Here is a 24,134-nt window from a genome sequence, read left to right as displayed (position 1 = left end):
GCGGACAGTCACAGACGTCATGAGGTCACCGTGAGGAACGCATGAGTAACTCTAAGTACGAACCTGCTGGTCGCACGCGTGTTCGCCCGGCGTTACTCCTCCGGCGGGAAGAGTGCTTCCCCGGAGTCGGCCTCCGTAATCACGATCGCCTCGACCGGACAGCCCTCGGCGGCGGCCAACACCGCCTCCTGGGCCGCCATTTCGTCCGTCACCGGGTGGGACTGGCGCGCGGAGTCCAGCCGGAATCCGTCCGGCGCGGTGCTCGCGCACAGCCCGGAGCCGATGCAGACGCCGCGGTCCACCGCCACCTGCCAGCGGTCGCCCATGCGCTCACGCCCCCGCCGGGAGATGGATCATCTTGTGCTCCAGGTACTCGCCGTACCCCTCGGGCCCGAACTCCCGCCCGATGCCGCTGTTCTTGTAGCCGCCGAAGGGCCCGAGCATGTCGAGGCTGAAGGTGTTCACGGAGTACGTACCGGTGCGCACCCGGCGCGCCACCTCGATGCCCCGCTCGACGTCCGCCGTCCACACCGAGCCCGACAGGCCGTAGTCGGAGTCGTCGGCGATCCGCACCGCCTCCGCCTCGCCCTCGTAGGGGAGCAGGCAGATCACCGGCCCGAAGATCTCCTCGCGGGCGATGCGCATGCCGGGGGTGACGTCGCCGAAGAGCGTCGGCTCGACGTACCACCCCGTGGGTCGGTCCGCCGGACGGCCGCCGCCCGCCAGCACCTTGGCGCCCTCCCGCTGCCCCGACGCGATGTACTCCAGCGAGCGGCGCCGCTGCCGCTCGGCGACCAGCGGGCCGACCTCGGTGGCCGCGTCCAGCGGGTCGCCGACCTTCAGCGCGGAGGCCGCGGCGGCGAAGCGTTCGGCGATCTCGTCGTAGTGCGAGCGCGGCGCGAGGATGCGGGTCTGCGCCACGCACGCCTGCCCGTTGATCATCCACGCGAAGGGGGTGATCCCGGCGACCGCCGCGTCCAGGTCCGCGTCCGGCAGGATCACCGCCGCCGACTTGCCGCCCAACTCCAGCGTGACGCGCGTGAGGTTGCGGGCCGCCACCTCCATCACCCGCTTACCGGCCGCGACCGACCCGGTGAAGGAGACCTTGTCCACCCCCGGATGCCCGACCAGGTACTCGCTGACCTCGCGGTCCGCCGGGAGGATCGACAACACTCCTGCGGGCACCCCGGCCTCGGCGGCGATCTCCGCCAGCAGATAGGCGTCCAGGGGCGTCTCCGGCGACACCTTCAGCACCGCCGAGCAGCCCGCCAGCAGCGCGGGCGCGAGCTTGGCGGCGGCGGTGAACTGCGGGACGTTCCACGGCACCACGGCCGCGACCACGCCGACCGGCTCGCGGCGGACCAGCAGCGGCCCGAGCACGCCCTGCCGCCGCTCCTCGTACGAGAAGTCGCGGGCGACCGTGATCGCCGCGTCCCAGGCCATCATCGCGGCCAGCGACTGCACCATGAGGCCCGCGGTGTACGGGGTGCCGTTCTGCGCGCTGATGAGCCGCGCGAACTCCTCGCTGCGCACGGCGAACGCGTCCTTGATCCGCGTGACGACCGCGATCCGCTCGTCGAGCGGGGCGTCGGCCCACACCCCGGAGTCGAAGGAGGCACGGGCGGCCGTGACAGCGCGGTCCACGTCCTCCCGGGACGCGTGCGGCACCCGCCCGATGACCTGCTCGGTGTGCGGGGAGACCACCTCGATGGTCTCCCGGCCGGCCGGATCGACCAGCTCACCACCTATGTAGAGCTGTCCGTGCTCGATCAGGCCAGTCATCGTTTCCGCCTCCCGCGGGCCGCCGTCACCGGACGCCCGTCGCCTCGACACGGCAATCCGGCACCACTACCTGACGCTGCATCAGAACTGATACCAGTTCTAGTTATAGTGAGCAATGCACGCGACGGCGTGCGGGCCGAGAGGGGCGATGGCATGCCGCACGTGATCGACCATCGGGGCGGAGTCTGGAGCATCGCCGTCCCCATACCGGACAACCCGCTGGGGCACACCCTCGTGCATCTGCTGGCGACGGACCGCGGTCCGGTGCTGATCGACACCGGCTGGGACGACCCGGACTCCTGGGACGCGCTCACCACCGGGCTGGAGGCCTGCGGCACCGCCGTCACCGACCTGCACGGGGTGCTCGTCACGCACCACCACCCCGATCACCACGGGCTCTCCGCGCGGGTCAGGGAGGCGTCCGGCGCCTGGATCGCGATGCATGCCGCCGACGCCGCGGTCGTCCGACGTACTCGTGAGGCCGAGCCGGGCAGCTGGCTGTCGTATCTCATCGACAAGCTCACCGCGGCGGGCGCGCCCGAGGACCACCTCGCGCCCCTGTACGCGGCCCGCGCCGAAGGGCGCACCAGCGCGCTCCCCGAGAACCGCCCCGCACTCCCGGACCGCGAGATCGTCCCCGGCGAGCTGCTGGACCTCGCGGGGCGGCGGCTGCGGGCGATCTGGACACCCGGCCACACCCCGGGCCACGTCTGCCTGCACCTGGAGGAGGCGCACCCGGCGGCGCACCCCGGCAACGGGCGCCTCTTCTCCGGCGACCACCTGCTGCCGGGCATCAGCCCGCACGTCGGCCTCTACGAGGACCCCGACGAGGCGCTTCATGCCGCCCCTTCCCCAAGCTCTCGGCTTCGCTCGAGCAGGGGAGACCCCATTGGCGACTACCTGGACTCCCTGGAGCGGATCGGCCGGCTCGGCGCCGCCGAGGTGCTGCCCGCGCACCAGCACGCCTTCACCGGCGCGGCGGAGCGGGTGACCGAGCTCCTCGCCCACCACGAGGAACGGCTCAGCGGGCTGCGCGCCCTGCTCCGTACGGAGCGCACCCCGTGGCAGCTCGCCGAGGCGATGGAGTGGAACCGTCCCTGGGAGCGGATCCCCTACGGCTCGCGCACCATCGCGCTCTCCGAGGCCGAGGCTCATCTGCGGCGCCTGGTGAAGCGGGGGCTGGCCGAGCCGGTGCCGGGGTCGGACCCGGTGGCGTACGTGGCGGTGTGAGGCGGGCGTCTTTCCGGACGCCTGGCGTACGGGCCGCCGTACCCGTCCCGTACGTGCCGGGAGCCGGCCGCTACCCGCCGGTTAAAGTGTTGCGACAAGTTCATTCGTGCCCGACCGGGGGAAGCCGGTGGAAATCCGGCGCTGACCCGCAGCCGTGAGCCCTGGCGCGCAGCAGCGCGCCGGAGCGAGCCGGAACACCCGGCGGGGCACACCCAAGGCTCCCGCGCACCGTACGGCCGCCCTTCATCGGCCGCCCGGCGCGCGGCACCGTCGAGGTATACGGAGCTGAGCCCGGTGCCACCGCGCCGCGCGTGCGCGCGGACGTGGTGCGGCGGAGTGCGGCTACGAGACCTCCCACCTCGCGCACCCCGCGAACCGACCGAGAGGCACCGACCCCATGGCCATCACGGCCCGCTCCCTCGCCGCCCCGGCGCGCCGCTGCGCCGCGGCCCTGGCCGCCGCCGTGCTGTGCGCGGCCGCTGCCCCCGCCGCGTTCGCCGACGCGCCCTCCCCCAGCGCTTCCCCGAAGCTCCCGAAGGGGCTGTACGGCAGTACGGACCCCAAGTGGGACGGCGTCTGGCGGCAGTCGCTGGCGCTGCTGGCCCAGGACACCACGGGCGTGCGCCCGGCGGACGAGGCGGTGGACTGGCTCGTGGGGCAGCAGTGCGCCGACGGCGCGTTCACCGCGTACCGGGCCGACCCGAAGCAGGCCTGTGACGCGAAGACGATGCGGGACACCAACCAGACGTCCGCCGCCGTCCAGGCGCTGGCCGCGGTCGGCGGGCACTCCGACGCGGTCCGCAAGGGCGTCTCCTGGCTGAGGTCCGCGCAGAACGACGACGGCGGCTGGGGCTCGGCGGCCGGCGCCCCGAGCGACGCCAACTCCACCTCCGTGGTCATCGGCGCGCTGGCCGCGACCGGCACGAAGACGTCGGCCATGCCGGAGAAGGGCGGCAAGTCGCCGTACGACGCGCTGCTCTCCTTCCGGCTCGGCTGCGACGCGAAGAAGACGGACCGCGGCGCGTTCGCGTTCCAGCCCAAGGACGGCAGGCTCGACGCCAACGACGACGCGACGGCGGCCGCGGTGACCGGCGCCATGGGCAAGGGCTTCGTCGTCGAACCGGGCGGGCCCGCCGCGCAGGAGACGTCCTGCGAGAAGGCGGCCGAGGACGCGCAGGGAGCCGCGGACTCCGGCGCCGACCGCCTCGTCTCCGTCATGGACGCGCACGGCCACCACCTGATGTCCGCCATGCCCGGCGCCGAGGACCAGCCCGACGTCGGCAACACCGCCGACACCGTGGTCGCGCTGGCGGCCGCCGGCCGGCCGGACGACGCGAAGAAGCCGCTGGAGTGGCTCCGCGCGCACTCCGTCGACTGGGCGAAGCAGAGCGGCCCCGCCGCGTACGCCCAGCTGATCCTCGCCGCGTACGCCACCGGCGCCGACCCGCGCGACTTCGGCGGTACCGACCTCGTGGCGAAGCTGAACGCGACCGGCCCGAAGCCGGCGGCGCAGCAGAACGCGCAGAGCCAGGAGGACAAGAAGCAGGACGACGGCTCCATCTCCGTGTGGTGGGTCGTGCTCGTCGGCCTCGCGGTGGGCGCGGGCATCGGCTTCCTGCTGAGCGGCCGCAGGAAGCAGAACCAGCTGTGAGACACGCCGCCCGGATCGCCCGCGGCGCCGGCGCCCTGCTGCTGGCCGGTACGGCCACGGGCCTGGCCGCCGCGCCCGCGCACGCCGAGGAGTACCGCTACTGGTCCTTCTGGACGGCGGACGCCGCGGCGCACGGCGAGCACGCCTGGTCGTACGCCACCGAAGGGCCCTCGACCGCCCGCCCCGAGGACGGCGGCACGGTCGGCTTCCGCTTCACCGTCAGCGCCGACTCCGCGCGCGCCGCGACCCCGCGCGCCGCCGTCGACTTCGACGCGGTCTGCGGCGGTACGAAGGCGGCCGACGGCCGCAAGCGGGTCGCCGTCGTCATCGACTTCGGCACGGCGGCCGACGCCCCGAAGGGCGAGACACCGCCCGCAACGCGCAAGGAGTGCGCGCGGGTGCCCGCGGACGCGAGCGCCGGCGAAGCCCTCGCCGCGGTCGCCGCACCCCTGCGGTACAACTCCGCCGCGCTGCTGTGCGCGATCTCCGGCTTCCCGCAGAAGGGCTGCGCCGAGCAGGCCGGCGGGCCGGGGAAGGCGTCCGCCGACCCGGCCTCGCCCGGCGCCGGTGCGGCCGGTGACGACGCGTCCGACGGGGACACCGACGCCGGCGGGCCCTCAGCCGGCCTGATCGGCGGCATCGCCGCGGTCGCCGTGCTCGGCGCCGCCGCGGTCTGGCAGGCCCGCCGCCGGCGCCGATGACCGCCCCCGGCCGGTTGCGTGCGCCCCTCGCCACGCGGGGGCGCACGCTGCACGCCGGCGCGTGGTGGCTGTGGGCACTGGGCCTGGCCACGGCCGCGTCCCGCACCACCGATCCGCTCCTCCTCGGGCTGCTCATCGGCGTCGCCGGGTACGTGGTCGCGGCCCGCCGCACCGACGCGCCCTGGGCCCGTTCCTACGGCGCCTTCGTCAAGCTCGGCCTGGTCGTGCTCGCCATCCGGCTGGTCTTCGCCTTCGTGCTCGGCTCGCCCGTCCCCGGCACGCACACCCTCGTCACGCTCCCCGAACTGCCGCTGCCCGACTGGGCGCGGGGCGTACGGATCGGCGGCCGGGTCACCGCCGAGGGCATGGTCTTCGCGCTGTACGACGGGCTGAAGCTGGCCACGCTGCTGATCTGCGTGGGCGCCGCCAACGCGCTCGCCAACCCGGCCCGGCTGCTCAAGTCCCTGCCCGGCGCGCTGTACGAAGCAGGCGTCGCCGTCGTCGTGGCGATGACCTTCGCACCGAACCTGGTCGCCGACGTCCAGCGGCTCCGCGCGGCCCGCCGGCTCCGCGGCCGCCCCGACCGCGGCTTCAAGGCGCTGCTCCAGGTCGGCCTGCCGGTGCTGGAAGGCGCACTGGAGCGTTCGGTGGCGCTCGCCGCGGCGATGGACGCCCGCGGGTACGGCCGTACCGCGCAGGTGCCGCGCGCCGTCCGGCACACCACCACGGCGCTCACCCTCGGCGGCCTCCTCGGCATCTGCGCCGGTACGTACGGGCTGCTCGCGGCCCAGGGCGCCGGATACGGACTGCCGGTGCTGGCCGCCGGGCTCGCCGCCGCGCTCGCCGGGCTGTGGCTCGGCGGCCGCCGCTCGGTCCGCACCCGCTACCGGCCCGACCCCTGGGGCCTGCGCGCCTGGCTGGTCGCGGGCTCCGGCGTGGCGGTGGCCGCGCTGATGATCTGGGCGAACGCGTACGCGCCCGCCGCCCTGCACCCGCCGGCCGTCCCCCTGACCGCCCCGGAACTGCCGCTCTGGCCCGCGCTGTCGGTCCTGGTGGGGCTGGTACCGGCGGTCGCCGCACCGGTACCGGCGGGCGCCCCCGGCCCGCCCGCCGACCGGCGCACGGCAGGCACGGCACACCCGAGGAACCCGAAGGACCTGAAGGAGACGACGACGTGATCCGGTTCGAGCAGGTGTCGGTCACCTACGGGGACGCCGGCACGCCCGCCGTCCAGGGCATCGACCTGACCGTCCCCGAGGGCGAACTCTGCCTGCTGGTCGGCCCGTCCGGCGTCGGCAAGTCGACCGTGCTGAACGCCGTCTCCGGCCTCGTACCGCACTTCACCGGCGGCACGCTGCACGGCCGGGTCACCGTCGACGGCCGCGACACCCGCACCCACCAGCCGCGCGAACTGGCCGACGTGGTCGGCACGGTGGGCCAGGACCCGCTGTCCCACTTCGTCACCGACACCGTCGAGGACGAGCTGGCGTACGGCATGGAGTCGCTCGGCCTCGCCCCCGACGTGATGCGCCGCCGCGTCGAGGAGACCCTCGACCTGCTCGGCCTCGCCGACCTCCGCGACCGCGCCCTCGCGACCCTCTCCGGCGGCCAGCAGCAGCGCGTCGCCATCGGGTCCGTCCTCACCACCCACCCCAAGGTGCTGGTGCTGGACGAGCCCACTTCGGCGCTGGACCCGGCCGCCGCCGAAGAGGTACTGGCCGTCCTCCAGCGGCTGGTCCACGACCTCGGCACGACCGTACTGCTCGCCGAACACCGCCTGGAACGCGTCGTCCAGTACGCCGACCAGGTCATCCTGCTGCCCGCGCCCGGGGCCGCGCCGGTCATCGGCGAGCCCGCCGAGATCATGGCGGTCTCCCCCGTCCACCCGCCGGTCGTCGCCCTCGGCCGGGCGGCGGGCTGGTCGCCGCTGCCGCTGACCGTCCGGGACGCCCGCCGCAAGGCCGGCGCGCTGCGCGAGCGGCTGGCCGGGCAGACGCCGGCGTCCCCGGGCGCGGCGGCCGGCGCCCGCACCGGCTCCGAGGACGCCGCCGCGCCGGTCGCCGAGGCCGCCGGGCTGTCCGTACGCCGCGGCCGCATCGACGCGCTGCACCGCGTCGACCTCGCCGTACGCCCCGGCGAGACCGTCGCCCTGATGGGCCGCAACGGCGCCGGCAAGTCCACCCTGCTGAACACGCTGGTCGGGATGCACGAACCGGCCGCCGGCTCGGTACGGGTGGGCGGCGCCGTGCCGCACCGCACCGGCCCGCGCGACCTGCTGCGCCGGGTCGGCCTGGTGCCGCAGGAGCCGCGCGACCTGCTGTACGCGGACACCGTCGCCGCCGAGTGCGCGGCGGCCGACGCCGACGCGGGCGCCACGGCCGGCAGCTGCCGGGCACTGGTCACCCGGCTGCTCCCCGACGTCCCCGACGACACCCACCCCCGCGACCTCTCCGAAGGCCAGCGCCTCGCCCTCGCGCTCGCGGTCATCCTCACCGCCCGGCCACCGCTGCTCCTGCTGGACGAGCCGACCCGCGGCCTGGACTACGCGGCCAAGGCCCGGCTGGTGACCGTCCTGCGCGACCTCGCCGCCGAGGGCCACGCCATCGTCCTCGCCACCCACGACGTGGAACTGGCGGCGGAACTCGCGCACCGCGTCGTCATCCTCGCCGACGGCGAGGTCGTCGCGGACGGCCCGACCGCCGAGGTCGTGGTCTCCTCCCCGTCCTTCGCGCCGCAGGTCTCCAAGGTCCTCGCCCCGCTGCCCTGGCTCACCGTCCCCCAGGTCACCCACGCTCTGGCCGAACTGGAGCGCACGGCATGAGCCCGCAGCACGCCCTGGCCGAACTGGAGCCCACAGTATGAGTCCGCAGGCGGAAACGGCCCGACCGGTGGACCACCGGTCCGTACGGCAGGTGCGGGCTATCCGGCTCGGCCCGCGGTCGGTGGCCGCCCTCGTCCTCGTCTCCGCCGTCGGCGTGCTGGCCTTCGGCTGGCCGCTGCTGGCGGACTCCGCGTCCGGTCTCGCGCACTCCAAGGACGCCCCCTGGCTCTTCGCCGCCCTGCTCCCCCTCCTCCTCGCCGTGGTCGTGGCGACCATCGCGGACGTCGGCCTGGACGCCAAGGCCATCGCGATGCTGGGCGTGCTCGCCGCGGCGGGCGCCGCACTGCGCCCGCTCGGCGCGGGCACGGCCGGCATCGAGCCGATGTTCTTCCTGATGGTGCTGTCGGGGCGGGTGCTCGGGCCGGGCTTCGGCTTCGTGCTCGGCGCGGTGTCGATGTTCGCCTCGGCCCTGCTCACCGGTGGCGTCGGCCCCTGGATGCCGTTCCAGATGCTGTCGATGGGCTGGGTGTCGATGGGGGCCGGGCTGCTGCCGGGGGCCGACCGGCTCCGCGGCCGGCGCGAGATGCTGCTGCTGGCCGCGTACGGCACGGTCGCGTCCCTGCTGTACGGCCTGGTCATGAACCTCCAGGGCTGGCCCTACATCGCGGGGCTCGCCTCCGGCGTCTCCTTCGTCCCCGGCGACCCGCTCCCGGAGAACCTCGCCCGCTTCGTCGCTTACTGCCTGGCGACCTCCCTCGGCTGGGACCTCCCCCGGGCGCTGGTCACGATCGTCCTGACCCTCACCGTCGGCCCCGTCCTCCTGAAGGCCCTCCGCCGCGCCACTCGCAGGGCGGCCTTCGACGCCCCGGTGTCCTTCGACGCCCCGGTGTCCTCCACGGCCACGACCCCGAAGGACACCGGCTGAGGCTCTCCCGGGGCCCCTCCCCGAGCACGAGCGGCACCCTGACGCGGCCCGCCGCTCCCCCTTCCCCGACGGCCTTCCCCGACGGCGCGCCCCGGTCCTAGACCCCGGTCGCGCCGTCGAGGCGTTCCCGGAGGAGGTCGGCGTGGCCGTTGTGCCGGGCGTACTCGGCTATGACGTGGACCAGGATGCGGCGGAGCGAGACCGGCCGGCCGCTGGCGGCATGGGTGCCGGTGGCGTCCAGGGAGGGGGTGGCGGCGACGAGCTTGCGGGAGTGCGCGCACTCGGCTCGCCAGAAGTCCAGCTCCTCCGTCACGTCCCCGTCCAGGATCTCGAAGTCCTGGTCGGGGTGGTCGTCGGAGTAGTAGGGGAAGTCGTCCCGCTCGCCCGCGAACTGCACGCGGAACCACCAGTGCTCGACGCCGGCGAGATGGCGGACCAGGCCGTGCAGGCTGAGGCCGGAGGGCGGGACGCTCTTCTCGGAGAGGCGGTCGGCGTCTATACCGGCGCACTTGAGCTCGAAGGTCCTGCGGTGCCAGTCGAGGAACGAGGTGAGGATCTCGCGCTCGTCACCGACCAGCGGCGGGGCGGGGCGCTCCTCCGGCCCCGCCCAGGTCGGCGGCAGGTTTTCCGGAGGGATGGCGGGCGGTCCCGCGGGGGCCGCCGCCCCTGTCCGCTCGGTGGGTCCCGTCGGTTCTGTCGTCATGTCTGGAGTGTGACACGGGCCACTGACAACGGCCGTCGGTCGCCGCTCGGCAGCCGGCCCCTCACAGCCGCTGGATGATCGTCCCCGTCGCCAGCGCGCCGCCCGCGCACATCGTGATCAGGGCGAATTCCTTGTCCCTGCGTTCCAGTTCGTGCAGCGCCGTGGTGATGAGCCGGGCGCCGGTGGCGCCCACCGGGTGGCCGAGGGCGATGGCCCCGCCGTTCACGTTGACCTTGTCCAGGTCCTGCTCGAAGACCTGGGCCCAGGACAGGACGACGGACGCGAAGGCCTCGTTGATCTCGACGAGGTCGATGTCCTTGAGGGACATGCCGGCCTTGCCGAGCACCGCGCGGGTCGCGTCGACCGGGCCGTCCAGGTGGAAGTGCGGGTCGGCGCCGACCAGGGCCTGGGCGACGATGCGGGCCCGCGGCTTCAGCCGGAGGGCCCGGGCCATCCGCTTGGACGCCCACATGACAGCGGCGGCGCCGTCGGATATCTGGGAGGAGTTGCCCGCGGTGTGGACGGCGGTGGGCATGACCGGCTTCAGTCCGGCGAGCGCGTCCAGGCTCGTGTCGCGCAGCCCCTCGTCCTTGTCGACCAGCCGCCACATGCCCTGCCCGGCCGCCTGCTCGTCCTCGGTGGTGGGCACCTGGACCGCGTACGTCTCGCGTTTGAAGCGTTCCTCGGCCCAGGCCCGGGCCGCCCGTTCCTGGGAGAGCAGACCCAGCGCGTCGACGTTCTCGCGGGTCAGGCCGCGCTTGCGGGCGATGCGTTCGGCCGCCTCGAACTGGTTGGGCAGGTCGACGTTCCACTCGTCGGGGAAGGGCTTGCCGGGGCCGTGCTTGGAGCCGCTGCCCAGGGGGACGCGGGACATCGCCTCGACGCCGCAGCCGATGCCCACGTCGATGACGCCGGCCGCGATCATGTTGGCGACCATGTGGTTGGCCTGCTGCGAGGAGCCGCACTGGCAGTCGACGGTGCTGGCGGCGGTCTCGTACGGCAGGCCGACGGCGAGCCAGGCGTTGCGGGCGGGGTTCATGGACTGTTCGCCGGCGTGGGTGACCGTGCCCCCGACGACCTGTTCGACGCAGTCCGGCTGGATGCCCGTTCTCTCCAGGAGTTCGCGGTACGTCTCGCCCAGCAGATAGGCGGGATGGAGGTTGGCGAGCGCGCCTCCGCGCTTGCCGATGGGGGTGCGGACGGCTTCGACGATGACGGGTTCAGCGGCCATGACTCGTCCTCTCCTGGCTGCCCGGGCGGCCCGGCACCCGGGCAGAACTAGTACGCGTTCTAGTTCCGCGCCCAGTCTCACGAGCCACACGCGCCCGCGCAAGAGTGCGGTGTCGGCCGCATCCGCAAGTATTTCCCGTATGAGGCTTGCCACTTGTAGAACTCGTTACTACCTTCGCGACACCTTCTGATGGGCCGTCAGGAGTGCGGAAGGACCGGCCGCTGAAGCCGGCGAGACGGACCTGGAGACGCCGATGCCCTGTCCAGCGCTGCCCGACGGGTTCGACTTCACCGACCCCGACGTCTACCGAGACCGCGTACCCCTCCCCGAATTCGCCCAGCTGCGGCGGACCGCGCCCGTGTGGTGGAACGCCCAGCCGCACAACATCGCGGGCTTCGAGGACGACGGCTACTGGGTGGTGACCCGGCACGCGGACGTCAAGGAGGTCTCCACCCGCCCCGACGTCTTCTCGGCGCACCGCAACACCTCGATCATCCGCTTCAACGAGTCGATGACCCGCGACCAGATCGACGTCCAGAAGCTGATCATGCTGAACATGGACCCGCCCGAGCACACCCGGGTCCGGCAGATCGTCCAGCGCGGCTTCACCCCCCGGTCCATCCGCGCGCTGGAGGACGCGCTGCGCGAGCGCGCCACCCGGATCGTCGCGGAGGCGAAGCGGAACGGCCGCGGCGACTTCGTCACCGACATCGCCTGCGAGCTGCCGCTCCAGGCCATCGCCGAGCTGATCGGCATCCCCCAGGAGGACCGCTCCCGGATCTTCGACTGGTCGAACAAAATGGTCGCGTACGACGATCCCGAGCTGGCGATCACCGAAGAGGTCGGCACCAACGCCGCCATGGAGCTGATCTCGTACGCGATGAACCTCGCGGCGGCGCGCAAGGAATGCCCGGCGAAGGACATCGTCAGCCGGCTGGTGGCGGCGGAGGACGAAGGGAACCTCGGCAACGACGAGTTCGGCTTCTTCGTACTGCTGCTGGCCGTGGCGGGCAACGAGACCACACGCAACGCCATCACGCACGGCATGCACGCCTTCCTCACCCACCCCGAGCAGTGGGAGCGGTACAAGAGGGAGCGGCCGGCCACCGCGGCCGAGGAGATCGTGCGCTGGGCGACCCCGGTGGTCTCCTTCCAGCGCACCGCCACCCAGGACACCGAGTTGGGCGGCGCGCACATCAAGGAAGGGCAGCGGGTCGGCATCTTCTACGCCTCGGCCAACAACGACCCCGAGGCCTTCGACCGGCCCGAGGAGTTCGACATCGGCCGGGACCCCAACCCGCACCTGGGCTTCGGGGGCGGCGGCCCGCACTTCTGCCTGGGGAAGTCGCTGGCCGTGCTGGAGATCGACCTGATCTTCCACGCCATCGCCGACGCCGTGCCGGACATCGCGCTGGCCGGCGATCCCCGGCGGCTGCGCTCGGCGTGGCTGAACGGCGTGAAGGAGCTGCGGGTCAGTTACGGGTGACCTCGACCGGCACCAACTCCCCTATCCCGTATGGGCGGTGACACCGGATCCCGGCGTCACCGCCCGTTCCCTTTGGCGCAAAACCGTCTGCCGCGGAACCTTGCCAACACCTACTGGCGCACTTACATTCAAACTCGCCAGTAACACCGGCGGTAACACCTGCGCCACCTCGCGGTCGGCCGCACACTGGTCTCCCCCACGCTCCACGCCCTCCCAGCACCTCGCTCCCCCCACGCATCGCTCGGCACGCAACGAAGGGGAAATATGCCATGAAAGACGCACACGGCAGACCGGTCACGGGACGGGTCAGCGCACGGAAGTTCGCCGTGCTGGCCGTCCCGGCATTCGCGGGCACGGCGGCCCTGGCCATCGCCCTGGCCAACGGCGCGCTGGCGGCCTCGTTCGCCGTCTCGGGCCAGCAGTTCAAGGTCTCGGCGAGCAGCCTCAAGGGGGACGGCTTCGCGCAGTACGGCGGGGTGGACGCCAACGCACGCGGCGACCTGCTCCCGGTCGCGGTGACCGCCATCAAGAAGGCGGAACTGAACAACCTCTGCCAGTCGGTGGTCACCAAGCTGCCCGTCCTGGGCAACATCTCGCTGAACCTGACCGCCGGCGGAGGCGGCAAGCCCGTACAGGCCGAGAACCTCTACGTCGACGCCACCCAGCTCTCCGGTAACGCGGCCTTCCACAACATCGAGATCGGCCGGGACGCCTCCACGCTGGACAAGGGGCCGGCCGAGGCGCAGGGCATGCAGGACGCCTTCGCGCAGCAGGCCGACGACATCGACATCACCGATCTGAAGCAGACCGCGTGGGCGACCAACGCCGGCACCTTCAAGCTCTCCGGGCTGAGCATGAAGATCAGCAAGGGCAAGAAGGAATGCTTCTGACCCGGCGCGCGGGCGGCCGCCGGGCGCCGCGGGCCGATGCGACGCGGCCCCGCTCCGCCTGGTGGCGCTGGCGCAAGGCGCGACCCTTCTGGGGCGGGCTGGCCACGGTCCTGGCGGGCCTGGAGATCTGCGTGATCCCGCTGGCACCGTTGAAGGTCATGCTGCAGCAGGGCATCGCCGGCATCCCGTCCGTGCTGATGGGCCTGGTGATGATCGTGATGGGCCTGACCGCCTGGTTCGCGCCGCACTACCGCGGACTGGCCGGCGTACTGACCGTCCTGATGGCGGCCGCCGCGCTGGTCATGTCCAACCTCGGCGGCTTCTTCATCGGCACCGTGCTCGGCATCGTCGGCGGCGGCCTGATGTTCGCGTGGCAGCCCGTCCCGGCGCCGGAACCGGCCGCCGCGGACCCCTCGGCGGCGGACCCGGCCGCCGACGGCGCCGCCGCGGCCACGGGCCCGGCCGCCTAGCGCACGGCGGCCCCGGCCGCCCTTCCCAAGAACGGCGTCCTCGGCCGCCTCGGCCGTGGCCGAGGACGCCCTGCACCACCACCGCACCACGGCACAGCCGCACCACAGCACACAGCTCGTCTGCGCAACTGCACGTCTGCGCATCTGCACATCTGCACCACCAGCACTCCGTACCGGTACCGCACGATCGCTCGATCACCCGCAACGGCAACCGCAAGGAGACCCCTCGATGATGCAGCTCAGACCCCGTACGCATGCCCGAACGCTGCTCGCCGCCGGCACCGGCGTCGCGGCGGCGGGCGCGCTCTGCCTGGCCGTCACCGCACCGGCCACCGCCGCGGCCCCGGCCCCGAGCCTCGCGGCCGGCTCCACCACCGTCACCCCCGCGGGCCACGCGTTCGCCGCGAACCTCACCGGCAAGGCCACCTTCAAGGCCGGTTCGGTGACCGTGACCTGCTCGGTGTCGAACTCCACCGGCCAGGTACCGGCCGCGCCCGGCAACCACAACGACGCCGGCCCGGTGACCAGCTCGATCAGCGCCCCGACGTACAGCTCGTGCACGACGAGCATGCCGGGCGTCAGCGCCACCGTCACCACCAGCGGCGCGTGGGGCGTGGCCATGCAGAACGGCTCGCCCAGCACCGCCGTGATGAGCATTCCGAAGGGCGGCGTCGTCGTGAAGACCAGCGGCCTCGCCAGCTGCACGGTCACGGCCGCGCCCAGCGGACCGGCCACCGTCAACGGCAGCTGGTCCAACGGCGCGCCGTCCACGCTCACCTTCTCCGGCGCCTCGGTGCCGGTCACCGTCGTCGGCGGCTTCGGCTGCCCGACGAGCGCGACCGCCTCGACGTTCGGCGCCACGTACGCGGTGTCCGACACGACGGACCCGGCGTCGCAGATCACCGTCACCGGCTGACCCGGCCGCTTCCCTCACCGGCCGTCCTGAGGTGACGCTCCCGCATCCGTCCGACTGGCGCCGCGGAGCCGCCGGACGGATGCTGGACGGGCGACGATCCGACGGCGCGGCGTTCCCCGGAATGCCGCGCTGTCACGTGGGATGGGTCACATCAGGGCCCTCAGTTGCACATGATCGCAGCGATAAGGATCACAGGAATACTTTTCCGGTGTCCGTTCTGTCCGCCGCATCACCCCTGGAACGAGCGGGTTTCACCCCGATTCCGCAACCGGACGACCACAGTCCGTGAGGATCCGTTCTGCCCCTAAGGTCGACATTCGCCCGTCGGTGGCCCGACGGGCTTTGCAATGCAGTCGTCCCAGAGAGCGCAGGCGAGCGAACACGTGCCGACGCACACCTCCGTCGCCCCGGGCCCCGGTGCCCGCACGAAAAGCCGGGCCCCTTCGAGCGAGCAGCGACATGGTGCCACGGTCGTCGACCCGGCCATGGCCAAGCGGGCGGTCTCGGCAGCCGCGCTCGGGAACGCGATGGAGTGGTTCGATTTCGGCGTCTACAGCTACATCGCGGTCACCCTCGGGCAGGTGTTCTTCCCGTCCGGGAATTCGACCGCGCAGTTGCTGTCGACGTTCGGAGCGTTCGCCGCGGCGTTCCTCGTGCGGCCCATCGGCGGCATGGTCTTCGGTCCGCTGGGTGACCGTATCGGACGCCAGAAGGTCCTCGCCATCACCATGATCATGATGGCGATCGGCACCTTCGCGATCGGTTTGATCCCCTCGTACTCCGCCATCGGCGTCTGGGCCCCCGTCCTGCTGCTGGTCGCCCGCCTGGTGCAGGGCTTCTCCACCGGCGGTGAGTACGGCGGCGCCTCCACCTTCATCGCCGAGTACTCGCCCGACAAGAAGCGCGGCTTCCTCGGCAGCTGGCTGGAGTTCGGCACGCTCGCCGGCTACATCGGCGGCGCGGGCCTGGTCACCCTGATGACCGCGCTGCTCAGCCACGACGACCTGCTCTCCTGGGGCTGGCGGATCCCGTTCCTGATCGCGGGCCCGATGGGCATCATCGGCCTCTACCTGCGGATGCGGCTGGAGGAGACCCCGGCCTTCGCCGAGCTGGAGAAGGAGGCCGCGGCGCAGGAGAAGGAGCGCCGGGCCGCCGAGAAGAAGTCCGGCATCCGCGAGATGATCTTCGGTCAGTGGCGCGCGATGCTGCTCTGCATCGGCCTGGTCCTGGTCTTCAACGTCACCGACTACATGCTGCTGTCGTACATGCCGAGCTACCTGACCTCGGAGCTGAAGTACGACGAGACGCACGGCCTGCTGGTCGTGCTGGCCGTGATGGCCCTGATGATGTGCGTCCAGCCGTTCGCGGGCCGGCTCTCCGACCGCTTCGGCCGCCGCCCGGTCATCGCCGCCGGCTGCATCGGCTTCTTCGCCCTCTCCGTCCCGGCGCTGCTGCTGATCCGCCAGGGCTCGCTGGCCGCGATCGGCCTGGGCATGGCCGCGCTCGGCCTGCTGCTGGTCTGCTTCACCTCGACGATGCCGTCCACGCTGCCCGCCCTCTTCCCGACGAAGGTCCGCTACGGCTCCCTGTCGATCGGCTTCAACATCTCCGTCTCGCTCTTCGGCGGCACCACCCCGCTGGTCGTGACGGCCCTGATCAGCGCCACCGGCGACAAGATGATGCCCGCGTACTACATGATGGCGGCCGGCGTCATCGGCGGCCTCGCGGTGTGGAAGATGACCGAGAGCGCAGGCCGCCCCCTCCCGGGCTCCAAGCCCGCGGTGGCCACCGAGGCCGAGGCCCGCGAACTGAGCAAGGCGGCCTGACCCCGCCGCTCACCCGCGACTGCGCGAACGAGCCCCCTGCCCCCGCGGCAGGGGGCTCGTTCGCGTCCGAAAACGTCTCGGGGTGCCCGGAAGCCGCTTCGTCCGATGGGGCAGGATGACGGCATGAGCATCGTGAAGATCAATGAGTGTGTCAAGCCACGCACATAGAGGCCCCGCCCGCGCGGCATCTGGGTACGCGCGGGTGGGGCCAGTACCGGTTTACTGCTGGACGTGTGTGCGCGCGCTCTGGTCTCGCAGCTCGGTCAGTCGTCGCTGGTAGAGGGTTCCGACGGCGTGAGCGCCCCTCTCCCTGCTGGGGGTGGCTTGCTCAATCAGGTGATGGGCCGCCGCCTTCAGGTGCGCCGACCACGCCAAGACGTGCTGCTGGGCGGGCCGCCCGCACTCTTGGGGTTCGCCAGGGAGGCACAGCGGAAGATCGGGGCCAATCTTGTTCGCGGCGTGCCGGACGTACCGGGCGATGGCGGCCCACTCTTCCTCAGTTCGCTGTATGGCGCTGGCGGTGCCGTCGGAACCCCACGGGCCGAAGTCGTCGCCGTGATCGTGCATGTGCGCGCTCCCTGGTGATCTCAGCGGGTCAGGCGGGTGCGCCGATCGTAGTCGCCCCGGCCACGGCGTCAGCCTCCCTTGGGTCGCAGTGCCCCACAGAGGGGACGCACGGCTGACACGGCCCGCACATGGGCAGGAACTGCGGGGGCGTGCAGGACTGCGCCCCCTCGCCGTGTACGGCGGTAATCTCGGCCGTCACCTTGGCCATACGCGCGCCTCCCCAGATGTCGGGGAGCGGCGCTTCTCGCACGTTGCCGATGGTCAGGAAGCGGCCCAGCACGCACGGCCACACGTCACCCGTCGGGCCGATAGCGCATTTCTCGTGGGCGCAGTGTCCGCACAGGTCAGCGATCGTCGGTGCGGCGCCCCGGCTCCCCCTTCCGAACGCCCGGGTCCGGTCGCCGCCGACCGTGCCCACGCCGAGGGCCACGAGGTCCTTGGCCGCTTCCTGGACGCGCTGCTCTTTGCGCACCGCGACCACGCCGCCGCGCACCGGAATACCCAGGCTGAGCGCCTTTTGAATGTTGCTTCGGGTCCGCCGGTGCGACCCCCGGAGGTTGGTCACCTTGTCGTGGTCGTCCGCCGTGTCGGAGTAGTACGACGTGGCGAGCTTGACCCCGCAGTCCGTGAAAGTCGCCCACAGGTGATCACGAACGTGGGTGAGGTTGGAAAACACCTCCACGGACAGGCCCACCCCGTGGGCGTGCCGGATGAGGCTGGGCAGGTGCGGGTACAGGGTCGGTTCCCCGCCGATGAACTGCACGTCCAGCGCGCCCAGGGCCGCGAGCTGATCGATGGTGCGCTTCCAGTCCTGGAGGGTCATCGTGCCGTGCGTCCCCTTCGGGGAGGAGTCTGCATAGCAGTGATCGCAGAACTCGTTACAGAAACCCGTGACCTCCAGCCATGCGAATTTCAGTCGGTTCCGGCCAGGGCTCATCGCCGCCTCCTTGCGACTGTGGGAGAGGTTGCCCGCCCCTCAAGCGGGCTGCGCAGCGTGGGGGAACACGGTGTTGCGCGCCTTCAGTCCACCGCGAGAGGGGCGGGGGCTAGCGGGCCGCGTGCGCGCCTGTTACGGCCCCTCGGACGGAAGCGGCGGGATTGCCGTCCGTCCCTCGTTCAGCTCCAGACGGCGCACGAGCGCCACGTCCTTGAACGTCCGGGCGAACGTCGGGTGCCCAGTCCGGCCCGTGTGGGTCATCATCGCCAGGTCGGCCGCCTTCAGGTCGGCGGTCGTCTCCAGCGTCCACGGGCATCCGCCGTTCATGCAGCGTGCCGAAACGGTGATCTTGCTACGCGGGTGCGTGCCGATGGCGTGCTTCACGGCCCGGATCACGCTGCGGGTGCTCACGGACGCACCGCCGGGGGGTCGATCGGCAGCCCCGTTACGCGCGGCTGGTGCGGGTGGTTGCGGATCTCCAGTGAGCAGTCCACGGCCCGGGACTGGTTGGTGTAGCCGTCCGTCGTGCCGTTTCCCGTCCGGAACGCCTGCCGCCATGCCGCAGCGTGCGCGCACACCTTGCAGCCCTCAACCGGCGCCGGTTCGAGCGATGAGGCCCGCGCGGGGAGATCGACCGGCGGTTCTGAGTAACTGTGGTGCGGCGCGAAGTAGGCCCGGCTCACGGTCGGCTCCCGACCGGGCGCGTCCAGACCCGTGCCCGCTCGTGCTCCTCGGCGGTGGGCTCGCGCAACTGGTCGGGCCGAACCGCCCACTCAGCGCCGCCACCCGGCGGAACGAGGTACGCGGACCCCTCGAACAGTCTGCGTACCTCACCGATTCGGCCGGTCGTCTTGTCCACCGCGTATGTGCCCGTGGCGGGGGTCCAGGCACCCGCCGAAGCGTCGGCAAGGTCACGCCTGCGCTGACGGTCTGCATCCGTCCTGTGCACCATCTCTCGGCCCCTGGTCCGTTCGACGCTGGAATACCGAGAAGCTACGGTCACGGAACGGGTCAATCCACGTACGTGGCATGGCAGTTCTGGGGCGCTGACAGGGGAACTGCCACGCTGCGTAGTAGCTAGCCGGAAACGCCCAGGTGTGTGGCCATGTCGCGCATGTCCTGCGTCAGGGTGCGTTTGCGGGCCTTGAGCAGGTCCGTCATCACGTAGCGGGCCATCGGCTGATGCTTGATCCATTCACCCGATGTGCGCCGGACGGACATCAGTATGTCCATGGCGTCTTGGTGCTGTTTGAGCGTGACGTGTGCCTGGGCCACGTCCAGCCGGTGACGGTCCCAGTTCGGGGCCGTCGGCTTGCCGAAGTTGCGGAGCGCCTTGCTGCCCAACAGGCCGTCGTCCGACCGGCTCAAAACGCCTCGCGCGTCTCCGAGCAGCGCCAGGTCCTCCACGGCTTTCAGTTCCGCCGTGACAGGGCCAAAGCCGCCCCAGTGGAGGGGGAACTCTGCGTTCTCGCCGCTCATCGCACTAGCGGCTGTCCCGGCCATCCTGCGGGCCTCGTGCGCCACGTCTGGGCGGTTGTTCCGCACGGTGGCAGAGGCAACCCTGAGCCACAGCTCACCCCACACGGCGAGGTGAGCGGCACTGGCGTCCGACATGCGGGGTTCGATCTCTGCTGCGGTCTGCGCGGCAAGCTGCTCGCTCTCATCGAACCGGTCCTGCCTCAGCAGCAGCCAGCACATGCCTACGACACCCGTCGCAGCGGTCAGCGTCTGCCCCGTCTCCCGGGCAAGCCGGATCGCTTCCACCAGGGCGAAATACGCCATGTCGTATTGCCGCACCTGCGTCAGGTATTTGCCGGTCAGCAACAGCGCATGGCAACGGGCAATCATTGCCCGCTGCTGCTCCTCGCCCTCCAACGCCTCCACGGCTGCTTCAGCCGACCGCAGCAGCCCCGGAAGGCGCTTGGCCACCGAGTCGTACCGGTCGGCCCAGTAGAGCGCGTGAGCGTCCGCCGTGGCCCTGCGGAGCACCGACAGTTCGTCGGCCTCTCCCAGGTTCGTGATCGGCGCTGATAGGCCAACGGGGGGCATGAGCGCCTTTCGCAACTCCACCAGGTAACGGCGGTTAGCCTCATCACCGATGACGGGCGTCGGGGCCTCGATGGCGAAGAGCGTGGAAGTGGCGACGCCGAGGGCGCGGGCAAGGGCGTGCAAGGTTTCCATGCGCACGTCTCCGCCTTGCTCCACCTTGCGGACGGTGCCGACAGACACGTTTGCCGCTTCGGCTAGCTGCTCTTGGCTCATACCGGCGGTGCGACGGTAGTTCCTGACGTTCTCGGCAAGCCCTGTAGCCATGGTGCGCGCTCCTTGACAGGTACGGCAGTCGTACTCGCAGCGTACGCCCGCACCCTGGTCTCAGAGCACGTAAAAGGCCCCGCACCCGCCCGGCGTCGGGCAGGCACGGGGCCATGGATTCGAAGGGGGGTGGGAGCCCAGCAATGCCAGGGCTCCCGGTCGCCGAGAGGCCCCACGCCGGCCGGGGGAGCACCTTCGAAACGCAGGCTCTCGGGTCGCCGAATCTGCGGTTATGGCCCCTGCGTGAAGCGGCTGACTCGGCGTTTCCGCTGGTCGCTGGCGAGTTGGGGTGTGCCTGGCGGCTCTGAAAGACCTTGGAACCCGTACAGAGACGGAGCCGCTATCACGCTTCGGTCTTCCGGCGGTGGCCAAGGGGGGTGTACCCCACCCCCGGCCGCCGGTTCGTTGGCGTTAAGGCTTGGACGCCGTGAGACGGACGCGCTGGATCGCGGCCGGATGCGGGAAGGCGTGCGCCGCGCGCATGGTGGCCTTGATGGCCACCTGGTCCCGCGTGAACCGGACGTGCTTGGAGGCGTCCAGGGTCACGTCCCGGCGCATGACCACCATCACGCGGTCACGCGGAATACCCCACACGGTCCCGGCGGCCACAGCGTTGGAGACGAACAGCGGGACGCCCAGGATGGTTCGCCGGGTCGGCGCGGTCGGGTCGGAGCCCAGGAGCGGGACGTTGCTGTCCTTGGTCTGCTTGAGCTGGGCCAGGGTCAGCGCGTCCACCGGGTTCGCAGCGAACGCCGTGATCGTGGCGCCCACGTCCTCGGCCCGGTTGATGGCCTCCTGGAAGGCGTCCAGGTTGGTGAACTTCGTTCCGGCGTCCACGGTGCCCACGCCGTCCACGCTCTCCAGGCCCTTCGGGTTGGGTGCGGAGAGGTTGCCGAAGAACGAGCGGTCCAGGGCCCCGGCGATGGAACGGGCCAGACCGTCACCCACGAGCTTCTGTGCGTCAGGGTCGCTGTCCTCAGCCAGCTCGGACGACACGATGGACAGGCCCGCGCACTTGGACGGGACGATCTCCAGCTCACCCATGACGGCATCCGTCTCGGCGATCTCCTCCCCCTCCGCCACAAAGGACGCGCCCGCGTCGGTGTGCACGATGGGGATGTGGACCTTGGTGCGGTCCGTCTTCAGCTTGCTGGCCACCTGGAGAGCGACGCTCTGCCGCTCTACGGGCTGGACGATCAGCGGGCCGTAGTCGTCGGGGGTGATGCCGGAGACGCCGGGGGTAGTAGTCAGAAGAGACAAGTAGCTTTCCTTGCTTAGAGGTTGCGCTGTTCAAGGGCAGAGCGGAAAAGGCCGTCCCAGGTGGCCCGCCGTTCTCCGGATGGGGTGAGGCCCCCGCGTCCGAGGCCGGGTGGGTTTAGGGCCGCGTGCATAGCCTTGTTGACGGCACCCGCAACGGCCTCCAGGCGGTCCGTGGGGAGGTCTTCGGGAAGGGCCTGGACGATCTCCCCCGTGATGTGCTCGTAGCGGCTCACGACGGCTGCCACGGCGTCCGTGCGGTCCCGCTCGGCCCTCTCGGCCGCCAGACGGTCCCGCTCCTCCTCCAGCTCACGGACACGCGCCTGAAGTGCTTCCGCATCAGGCCCCGTCCCGCCGTCTCCGGGGGCTGGAGCCGTCTCGGGCACTTCCGCGACCGCCTCCGCCTCCGGTGCCGCCGCGTAGGCGTCCGCGGCTGTTTCGGTGGACTCAGGCACTGGTGTGCTGCGCCTCGTTCGCGGTGGAGTAGATCGGGCGCATGGCGGACTGCGCCTGTGCCTCCGTGATGCCCCCGTTGTTGTAGGCGGTGCGGACCATCTCGCCGAGATCCTTGGCCGCCTTTTCCCGGAGTTCGTAGAAGTCGGGGAAACGGTCAAGCGTGCCCGTCTCGCGGGCCATGTCGAGTGCGTCACCAAGGGCAGCGATAAGACGTCGGATCAGGTTGATTCGCTCAAGAAACACAAGGCGCTCCAGGGGGAGTTCTAGGTATGCGAAAACCCCACGCCCCGGGGATACCGGGGCGCGAGGTTTGGTGGCCGGTTGGTGGCGCTTGCGCGCACCCGGACGCCGCCGGGCGAGAACCCCCTACGTAGGGCGGGGGCCTTCTACATGCATTAACTGGGGACCGTGACAGCGCCCTCCTTGTCCATTAACTGAGGACCGCTACATCGGGATAGGCGAGCACTGATTCGCAATTCCTGAATGGACCAGCCGGCCGGAAGTCTCTATTTCCGCCACCGGAACACTCTTTGCTCTGCGTCTTACGTTGTCCCGCTGTCCCGTCCTGTCCCGCCATGTGCGGCGTTAGCGAGACTGGCCGAAGATGTCAGCCGAGGGGTTCTCTTCTATGGCTTCCGGGTCTTCTCCGTCGCCGTCGTCCAGTGGCGGCAGGACTCGTTCCCAAGCGTCCCGCAGATCCGCCCAATGCCATCCATAGGACCGTTCACTGCCGACACGGACACGCGTGGACTTCAAACCGTGCTCACGTAGCAGCCGCCCCACATCTTCCGGTCGCAATTCCTCCCGGCCGTCGAACCGGGAGAACGCCAGCGGGTCCAGGTTCAGCGCCGCCGTACAGGCGTCGTCCCGGCTAATGCCGACCCTCACCCTGCCGCGCCGCTCCAGGCCCCGGTAGTGGGTTCGCAGGGCCGTCAGGAGCCGCATGGAGGCGGAACCCGTAGCGCTTCCGTCGCGTGACTCCTCCTGGGCAGCCTCCAGCGCCGCCATGCAGCGCTCCCGCCACTCATCCCCGGCGGTGACCGCAACGGCCCACAGGCACGACCAGATTTCATGGTCTCGGCCATCCACCTTGTCCCCGATTTCCGGGGCCAGGAGTTCGGCCAGTAGCTTTTCTTTATTGACGAATCGATGGGCCGTATCCCTGGCCCATCGGGCCGCGCTCTCTCGAACCTCGACCAGTTCTTCATCATGCGCCAAGGGGAAATACGGCTCGGGTCGTTCCTCCCGTCGAGCGCGCGTTGTGTGAATAACGAACGTGCGCGTCAGGAGCGCGTCCGGAAGCCGGGCCGTTGCCAGTCCGGCGAACGCGACCGGAGCGAAGCACGGGTATCGAACTACCTCCGTTTGCTTGTCCTTGTGTGCACGCAGCACCACCGCACCGCGCTTGTATCCCGCGTTCAGAATGATGGTTAGATCATCCTGATTTCCTGCGGAATTGGCAGAGTACGTTCGGTCTAGTTCGTCAGGGAACAGAACGACAGGGGACGTTCCTGGTTCTTCCGATGCTTCCGCTGCCGCGATGATTCGCAGCATGGCCGCCGACGACATGGAGCCTACGTCCTGCCCATTGGCGACCAACTTGGAAAGAACCTCCAAAGCGCGCGTCTTGCCGGACCCAGGGGCGCCGGAAAATATGCCGAGTCGTGGCGCAATGGGAAGTCCGGGGCACTGTGTCAGCAGGTGCGTGTAGGCCGTCCACAAAACCGCCACCGTGAAGTGATGCGGCTTGGGAAACCACACAAACCGCCTGAGTGCTCCCTCAAGGTCCGCCAGCGCTTCGGCGCCGGTTGGGACTGGCGGCTCTGCCTTTTCCTCCGCCTCCGCCAACTTGTCCGCCTGGAAGGCGTAGCCATCAATCTCGATAATGTCCATCATGCGGCCACCGCCGGAATGAGGCGGTAAGAGCGGCCCAGGTAAGGGGTGGCGTCGAATATGCGCCTGCCACGCTGCA

The 24,134-nt window shown here is 71.1% G+C and carries 24 protein-coding genes and 1 riboswitch; of the genes, 11 read left to right on the top strand and 13 right to left on the bottom strand.

Annotation, left to right across the window (positions count from 1 at the left end; all coding sequences use genetic code 11):
* Positions 1-92 precede the first annotated feature (92 nt).
* On the bottom strand, positions 93-326 hold the full coding sequence (locus IF20_RS14855; RefSeq protein ID WP_052865630.1) for a ferredoxin: 234 nt from the start codon (positions 324-326) through the stop codon (positions 93-95).
* Between the two features lie 4 nt (positions 327-330).
* Positions 331-1,782 (bottom strand): aldehyde dehydrogenase, encoded by a 1,452-nt coding sequence (locus tag IF20_RS14850; RefSeq protein ID WP_052865629.1) that lies wholly within the window; start codon positions 1,780-1,782, stop codon positions 331-333.
* Between the two features lie 153 nt (positions 1,783-1,935).
* Between IF20_RS14850 and IF20_RS14845 the strand changes: the two genes are divergently transcribed.
* The 6 genes from IF20_RS14845 (at position 1,936) to IF20_RS14820 (ending at position 9,110) form a co-directional block, all read left to right on the top strand.
* Positions 1,936-3,012, top strand: a complete 1,077-nt coding sequence (locus tag IF20_RS14845) for an MBL fold metallo-hydrolase (RefSeq protein ID WP_052865628.1) — start codon at positions 1,936-1,938, stop codon at positions 3,010-3,012.
* 80 nt (positions 3,013-3,092) lie between these two features.
* A riboswitch (cobalamin riboswitch) is annotated at positions 3,093-3,232 on the top strand.
* A 177-nt stretch (positions 3,233-3,409) separates the two neighbouring features.
* A complete protein-coding gene (locus IF20_RS14840; protein WP_052865627.1) occupies positions 3,410-4,663 on the top strand; it encodes a prenyltransferase/squalene oxidase repeat-containing protein in 1,254 nt (417 codons plus the stop codon).
* The gene (locus IF20_RS14835) at positions 4,660-5,364 is read left to right on the top strand and encodes an SCO2322 family protein (protein ID WP_052865626.1); all 705 of its coding nucleotides are present in this window, start codon (positions 4,660-4,662) and stop codon (positions 5,362-5,364) included. The genes IF20_RS14840 and IF20_RS14835 overlap by 4 nt, the downstream gene beginning before the upstream one ends.
* The gene (locus tag IF20_RS14830) at positions 5,361-6,542 is read left to right on the top strand and encodes an energy-coupling factor transporter transmembrane component T (RefSeq protein ID WP_052865625.1); all 1,182 of its coding nucleotides are present in this window, start codon (positions 5,361-5,363) and stop codon (positions 6,540-6,542) included. Before IF20_RS14835 ends, IF20_RS14830 begins: the two co-directional genes overlap by 4 nt.
* A complete protein-coding gene (locus IF20_RS14825; protein ID WP_052865624.1) occupies positions 6,539-8,185 on the top strand; it encodes an ABC transporter ATP-binding protein in 1,647 nt (548 codons plus the stop codon). The genes IF20_RS14830 and IF20_RS14825 overlap by 4 nt, the downstream gene beginning before the upstream one ends.
* Positions 8,186-8,222: 37 nt before the next feature.
* Entirely contained in the window at positions 8,223-9,110 is an 888-nt protein-coding gene (locus IF20_RS14820; RefSeq protein ID WP_110944175.1) for an ECF transporter S component, read from the top strand.
* 97 nt (positions 9,111-9,207) lie between these two features.
* Here the strand turns inward: IF20_RS14820 and IF20_RS14815 are convergent, their stop codons facing one another.
* Positions 9,208-9,813 carry a DinB family protein gene (locus IF20_RS14815; protein ID WP_110944174.1) on the bottom strand — a complete coding sequence of 202 codons (606 nt, stop codon included), beginning with the start codon at positions 9,811-9,813 and terminating at the stop codon, positions 9,208-9,210.
* A gap of 61 nt (positions 9,814-9,874) precedes the next feature.
* Positions 9,875-11,044: a steroid 3-ketoacyl-CoA thiolase gene (locus tag IF20_RS14810; protein ID WP_052865622.1), complete on the bottom strand. Its 1,170-nt coding sequence runs from the start codon at positions 11,042-11,044 to the stop codon at positions 9,875-9,877.
* A gap of 253 nt (positions 11,045-11,297) precedes the next feature.
* Here IF20_RS14810 and IF20_RS14805 point away from each other — a divergent pair, with 253 nt between their 5' ends.
* The 5 genes from IF20_RS14805 to proP all read left to right on the top strand — a co-directional run bounded on the left by IF20_RS14805 (position 11,298) and on the right by proP (position 16,632).
* Positions 11,298-12,530: a cytochrome P450 gene (locus tag IF20_RS14805; RefSeq protein WP_052865621.1), complete on the top strand. Its 1,233-nt coding sequence runs from the start codon at positions 11,298-11,300 to the stop codon at positions 12,528-12,530.
* 269 nt (positions 12,531-12,799) lie between these two features.
* Positions 12,800-13,420, top strand: coding sequence for a DUF6230 family protein (locus IF20_RS14800; protein WP_052865620.1), 621 nt, complete (start codon positions 12,800-12,802; stop codon positions 13,418-13,420).
* Positions 13,411-13,890 carry a DUF6114 domain-containing protein gene (locus IF20_RS14795; protein WP_052865619.1) on the top strand — a complete coding sequence of 160 codons (480 nt, stop codon included), beginning with the start codon at positions 13,411-13,413 and terminating at the stop codon, positions 13,888-13,890. Before IF20_RS14800 ends, IF20_RS14795 begins: the two co-directional genes overlap by 10 nt.
* A 229-nt stretch (positions 13,891-14,119) precedes the next feature.
* Complete coding sequence (locus IF20_RS14790; protein WP_052865618.1) at positions 14,120-14,806, top strand: hypothetical protein; 687 nt, start codon at positions 14,120-14,122, stop codon at positions 14,804-14,806.
* A 347-nt stretch (positions 14,807-15,153) separates the two neighbouring features.
* Positions 15,154-16,632, top strand: coding sequence for a glycine betaine/L-proline transporter ProP (gene proP / locus IF20_RS14785; protein ID WP_110944173.1), 1,479 nt, complete (start codon positions 15,154-15,156; stop codon positions 16,630-16,632).
* 219 nt (positions 16,633-16,851) lie between these two features.
* Here proP and IF20_RS14780 read toward each other — a convergent pair whose 3' ends face one another.
* The 9 genes from IF20_RS14780 to IF20_RS14735 form a co-directional block, all read right to left on the bottom strand.
* Positions 16,852-17,199 carry a hypothetical protein gene (locus tag IF20_RS14780; protein ID WP_052865616.1) on the bottom strand — a complete coding sequence of 116 codons (348 nt, stop codon included), beginning with the start codon at positions 17,197-17,199 and terminating at the stop codon, positions 16,852-16,854.
* A 28-nt stretch (positions 17,200-17,227) separates the two neighbouring features.
* Positions 17,228-18,136 (bottom strand): radical SAM protein, encoded by a 909-nt coding sequence (locus IF20_RS14775; protein ID WP_110944172.1) that lies wholly within the window; start codon positions 18,134-18,136, stop codon positions 17,228-17,230.
* A 132-nt stretch (positions 18,137-18,268) separates the two neighbouring features.
* Complete coding sequence (locus tag IF20_RS14770) at positions 18,269-18,547, bottom strand: DUF7848 domain-containing protein (protein WP_052865615.1); 279 nt, start codon at positions 18,545-18,547, stop codon at positions 18,269-18,271.
* Positions 18,544-18,819 (bottom strand): hypothetical protein, encoded by a 276-nt coding sequence (locus IF20_RS14765; RefSeq protein ID WP_052865614.1) that lies wholly within the window; start codon positions 18,817-18,819, stop codon positions 18,544-18,546. Before IF20_RS14765 ends, IF20_RS14770 begins: the two co-directional genes overlap by 4 nt.
* A 394-nt stretch (positions 18,820-19,213) precedes the next feature.
* A complete protein-coding gene (locus IF20_RS14755) occupies positions 19,214-20,449 on the bottom strand; it encodes a helix-turn-helix domain-containing protein (protein WP_052865612.1) in 1,236 nt (411 codons plus the stop codon).
* Positions 20,450-20,860: 411 nt separating this feature from the next.
* Positions 20,861-21,709: a phage major capsid protein gene (locus tag IF20_RS14750; RefSeq protein WP_199896602.1), complete on the bottom strand. Its 849-nt coding sequence runs from the start codon at positions 21,707-21,709 to the stop codon at positions 20,861-20,863.
* Positions 21,710-21,723: 14 nt separating this feature from the next.
* Positions 21,724-22,161: a hypothetical protein gene (locus IF20_RS14745; protein ID WP_052865611.1), complete on the bottom strand. Its 438-nt coding sequence runs from the start codon at positions 22,159-22,161 to the stop codon at positions 21,724-21,726.
* Positions 22,154-22,342 carry a hypothetical protein gene (locus IF20_RS14740; protein WP_052865610.1) on the bottom strand — a complete coding sequence of 63 codons (189 nt, stop codon included), beginning with the start codon at positions 22,340-22,342 and terminating at the stop codon, positions 22,154-22,156. Before IF20_RS14740 ends, IF20_RS14745 begins: the two co-directional genes overlap by 8 nt.
* 405 nt (positions 22,343-22,747) lie before the next feature.
* Positions 22,748-24,058 (bottom strand): DUF3631 domain-containing protein, encoded by a 1,311-nt coding sequence (locus IF20_RS14735; RefSeq protein WP_052865609.1) that lies wholly within the window; start codon positions 24,056-24,058, stop codon positions 22,748-22,750.
* Positions 24,059-24,134: the final 76 nt, after the last annotated feature.

It is taken from the genome of Streptomyces niger (assembly GCF_000718305.1).
Lineage (GTDB): Bacteria > Actinomycetota > Actinomycetes > Streptomycetales > Streptomycetaceae > Streptomyces > Streptomyces niger.
The sequence above is the reverse complement of the archived record's forward strand: the minus strand, read 5'-3'. Positions and strand labels throughout refer to the sequence as shown.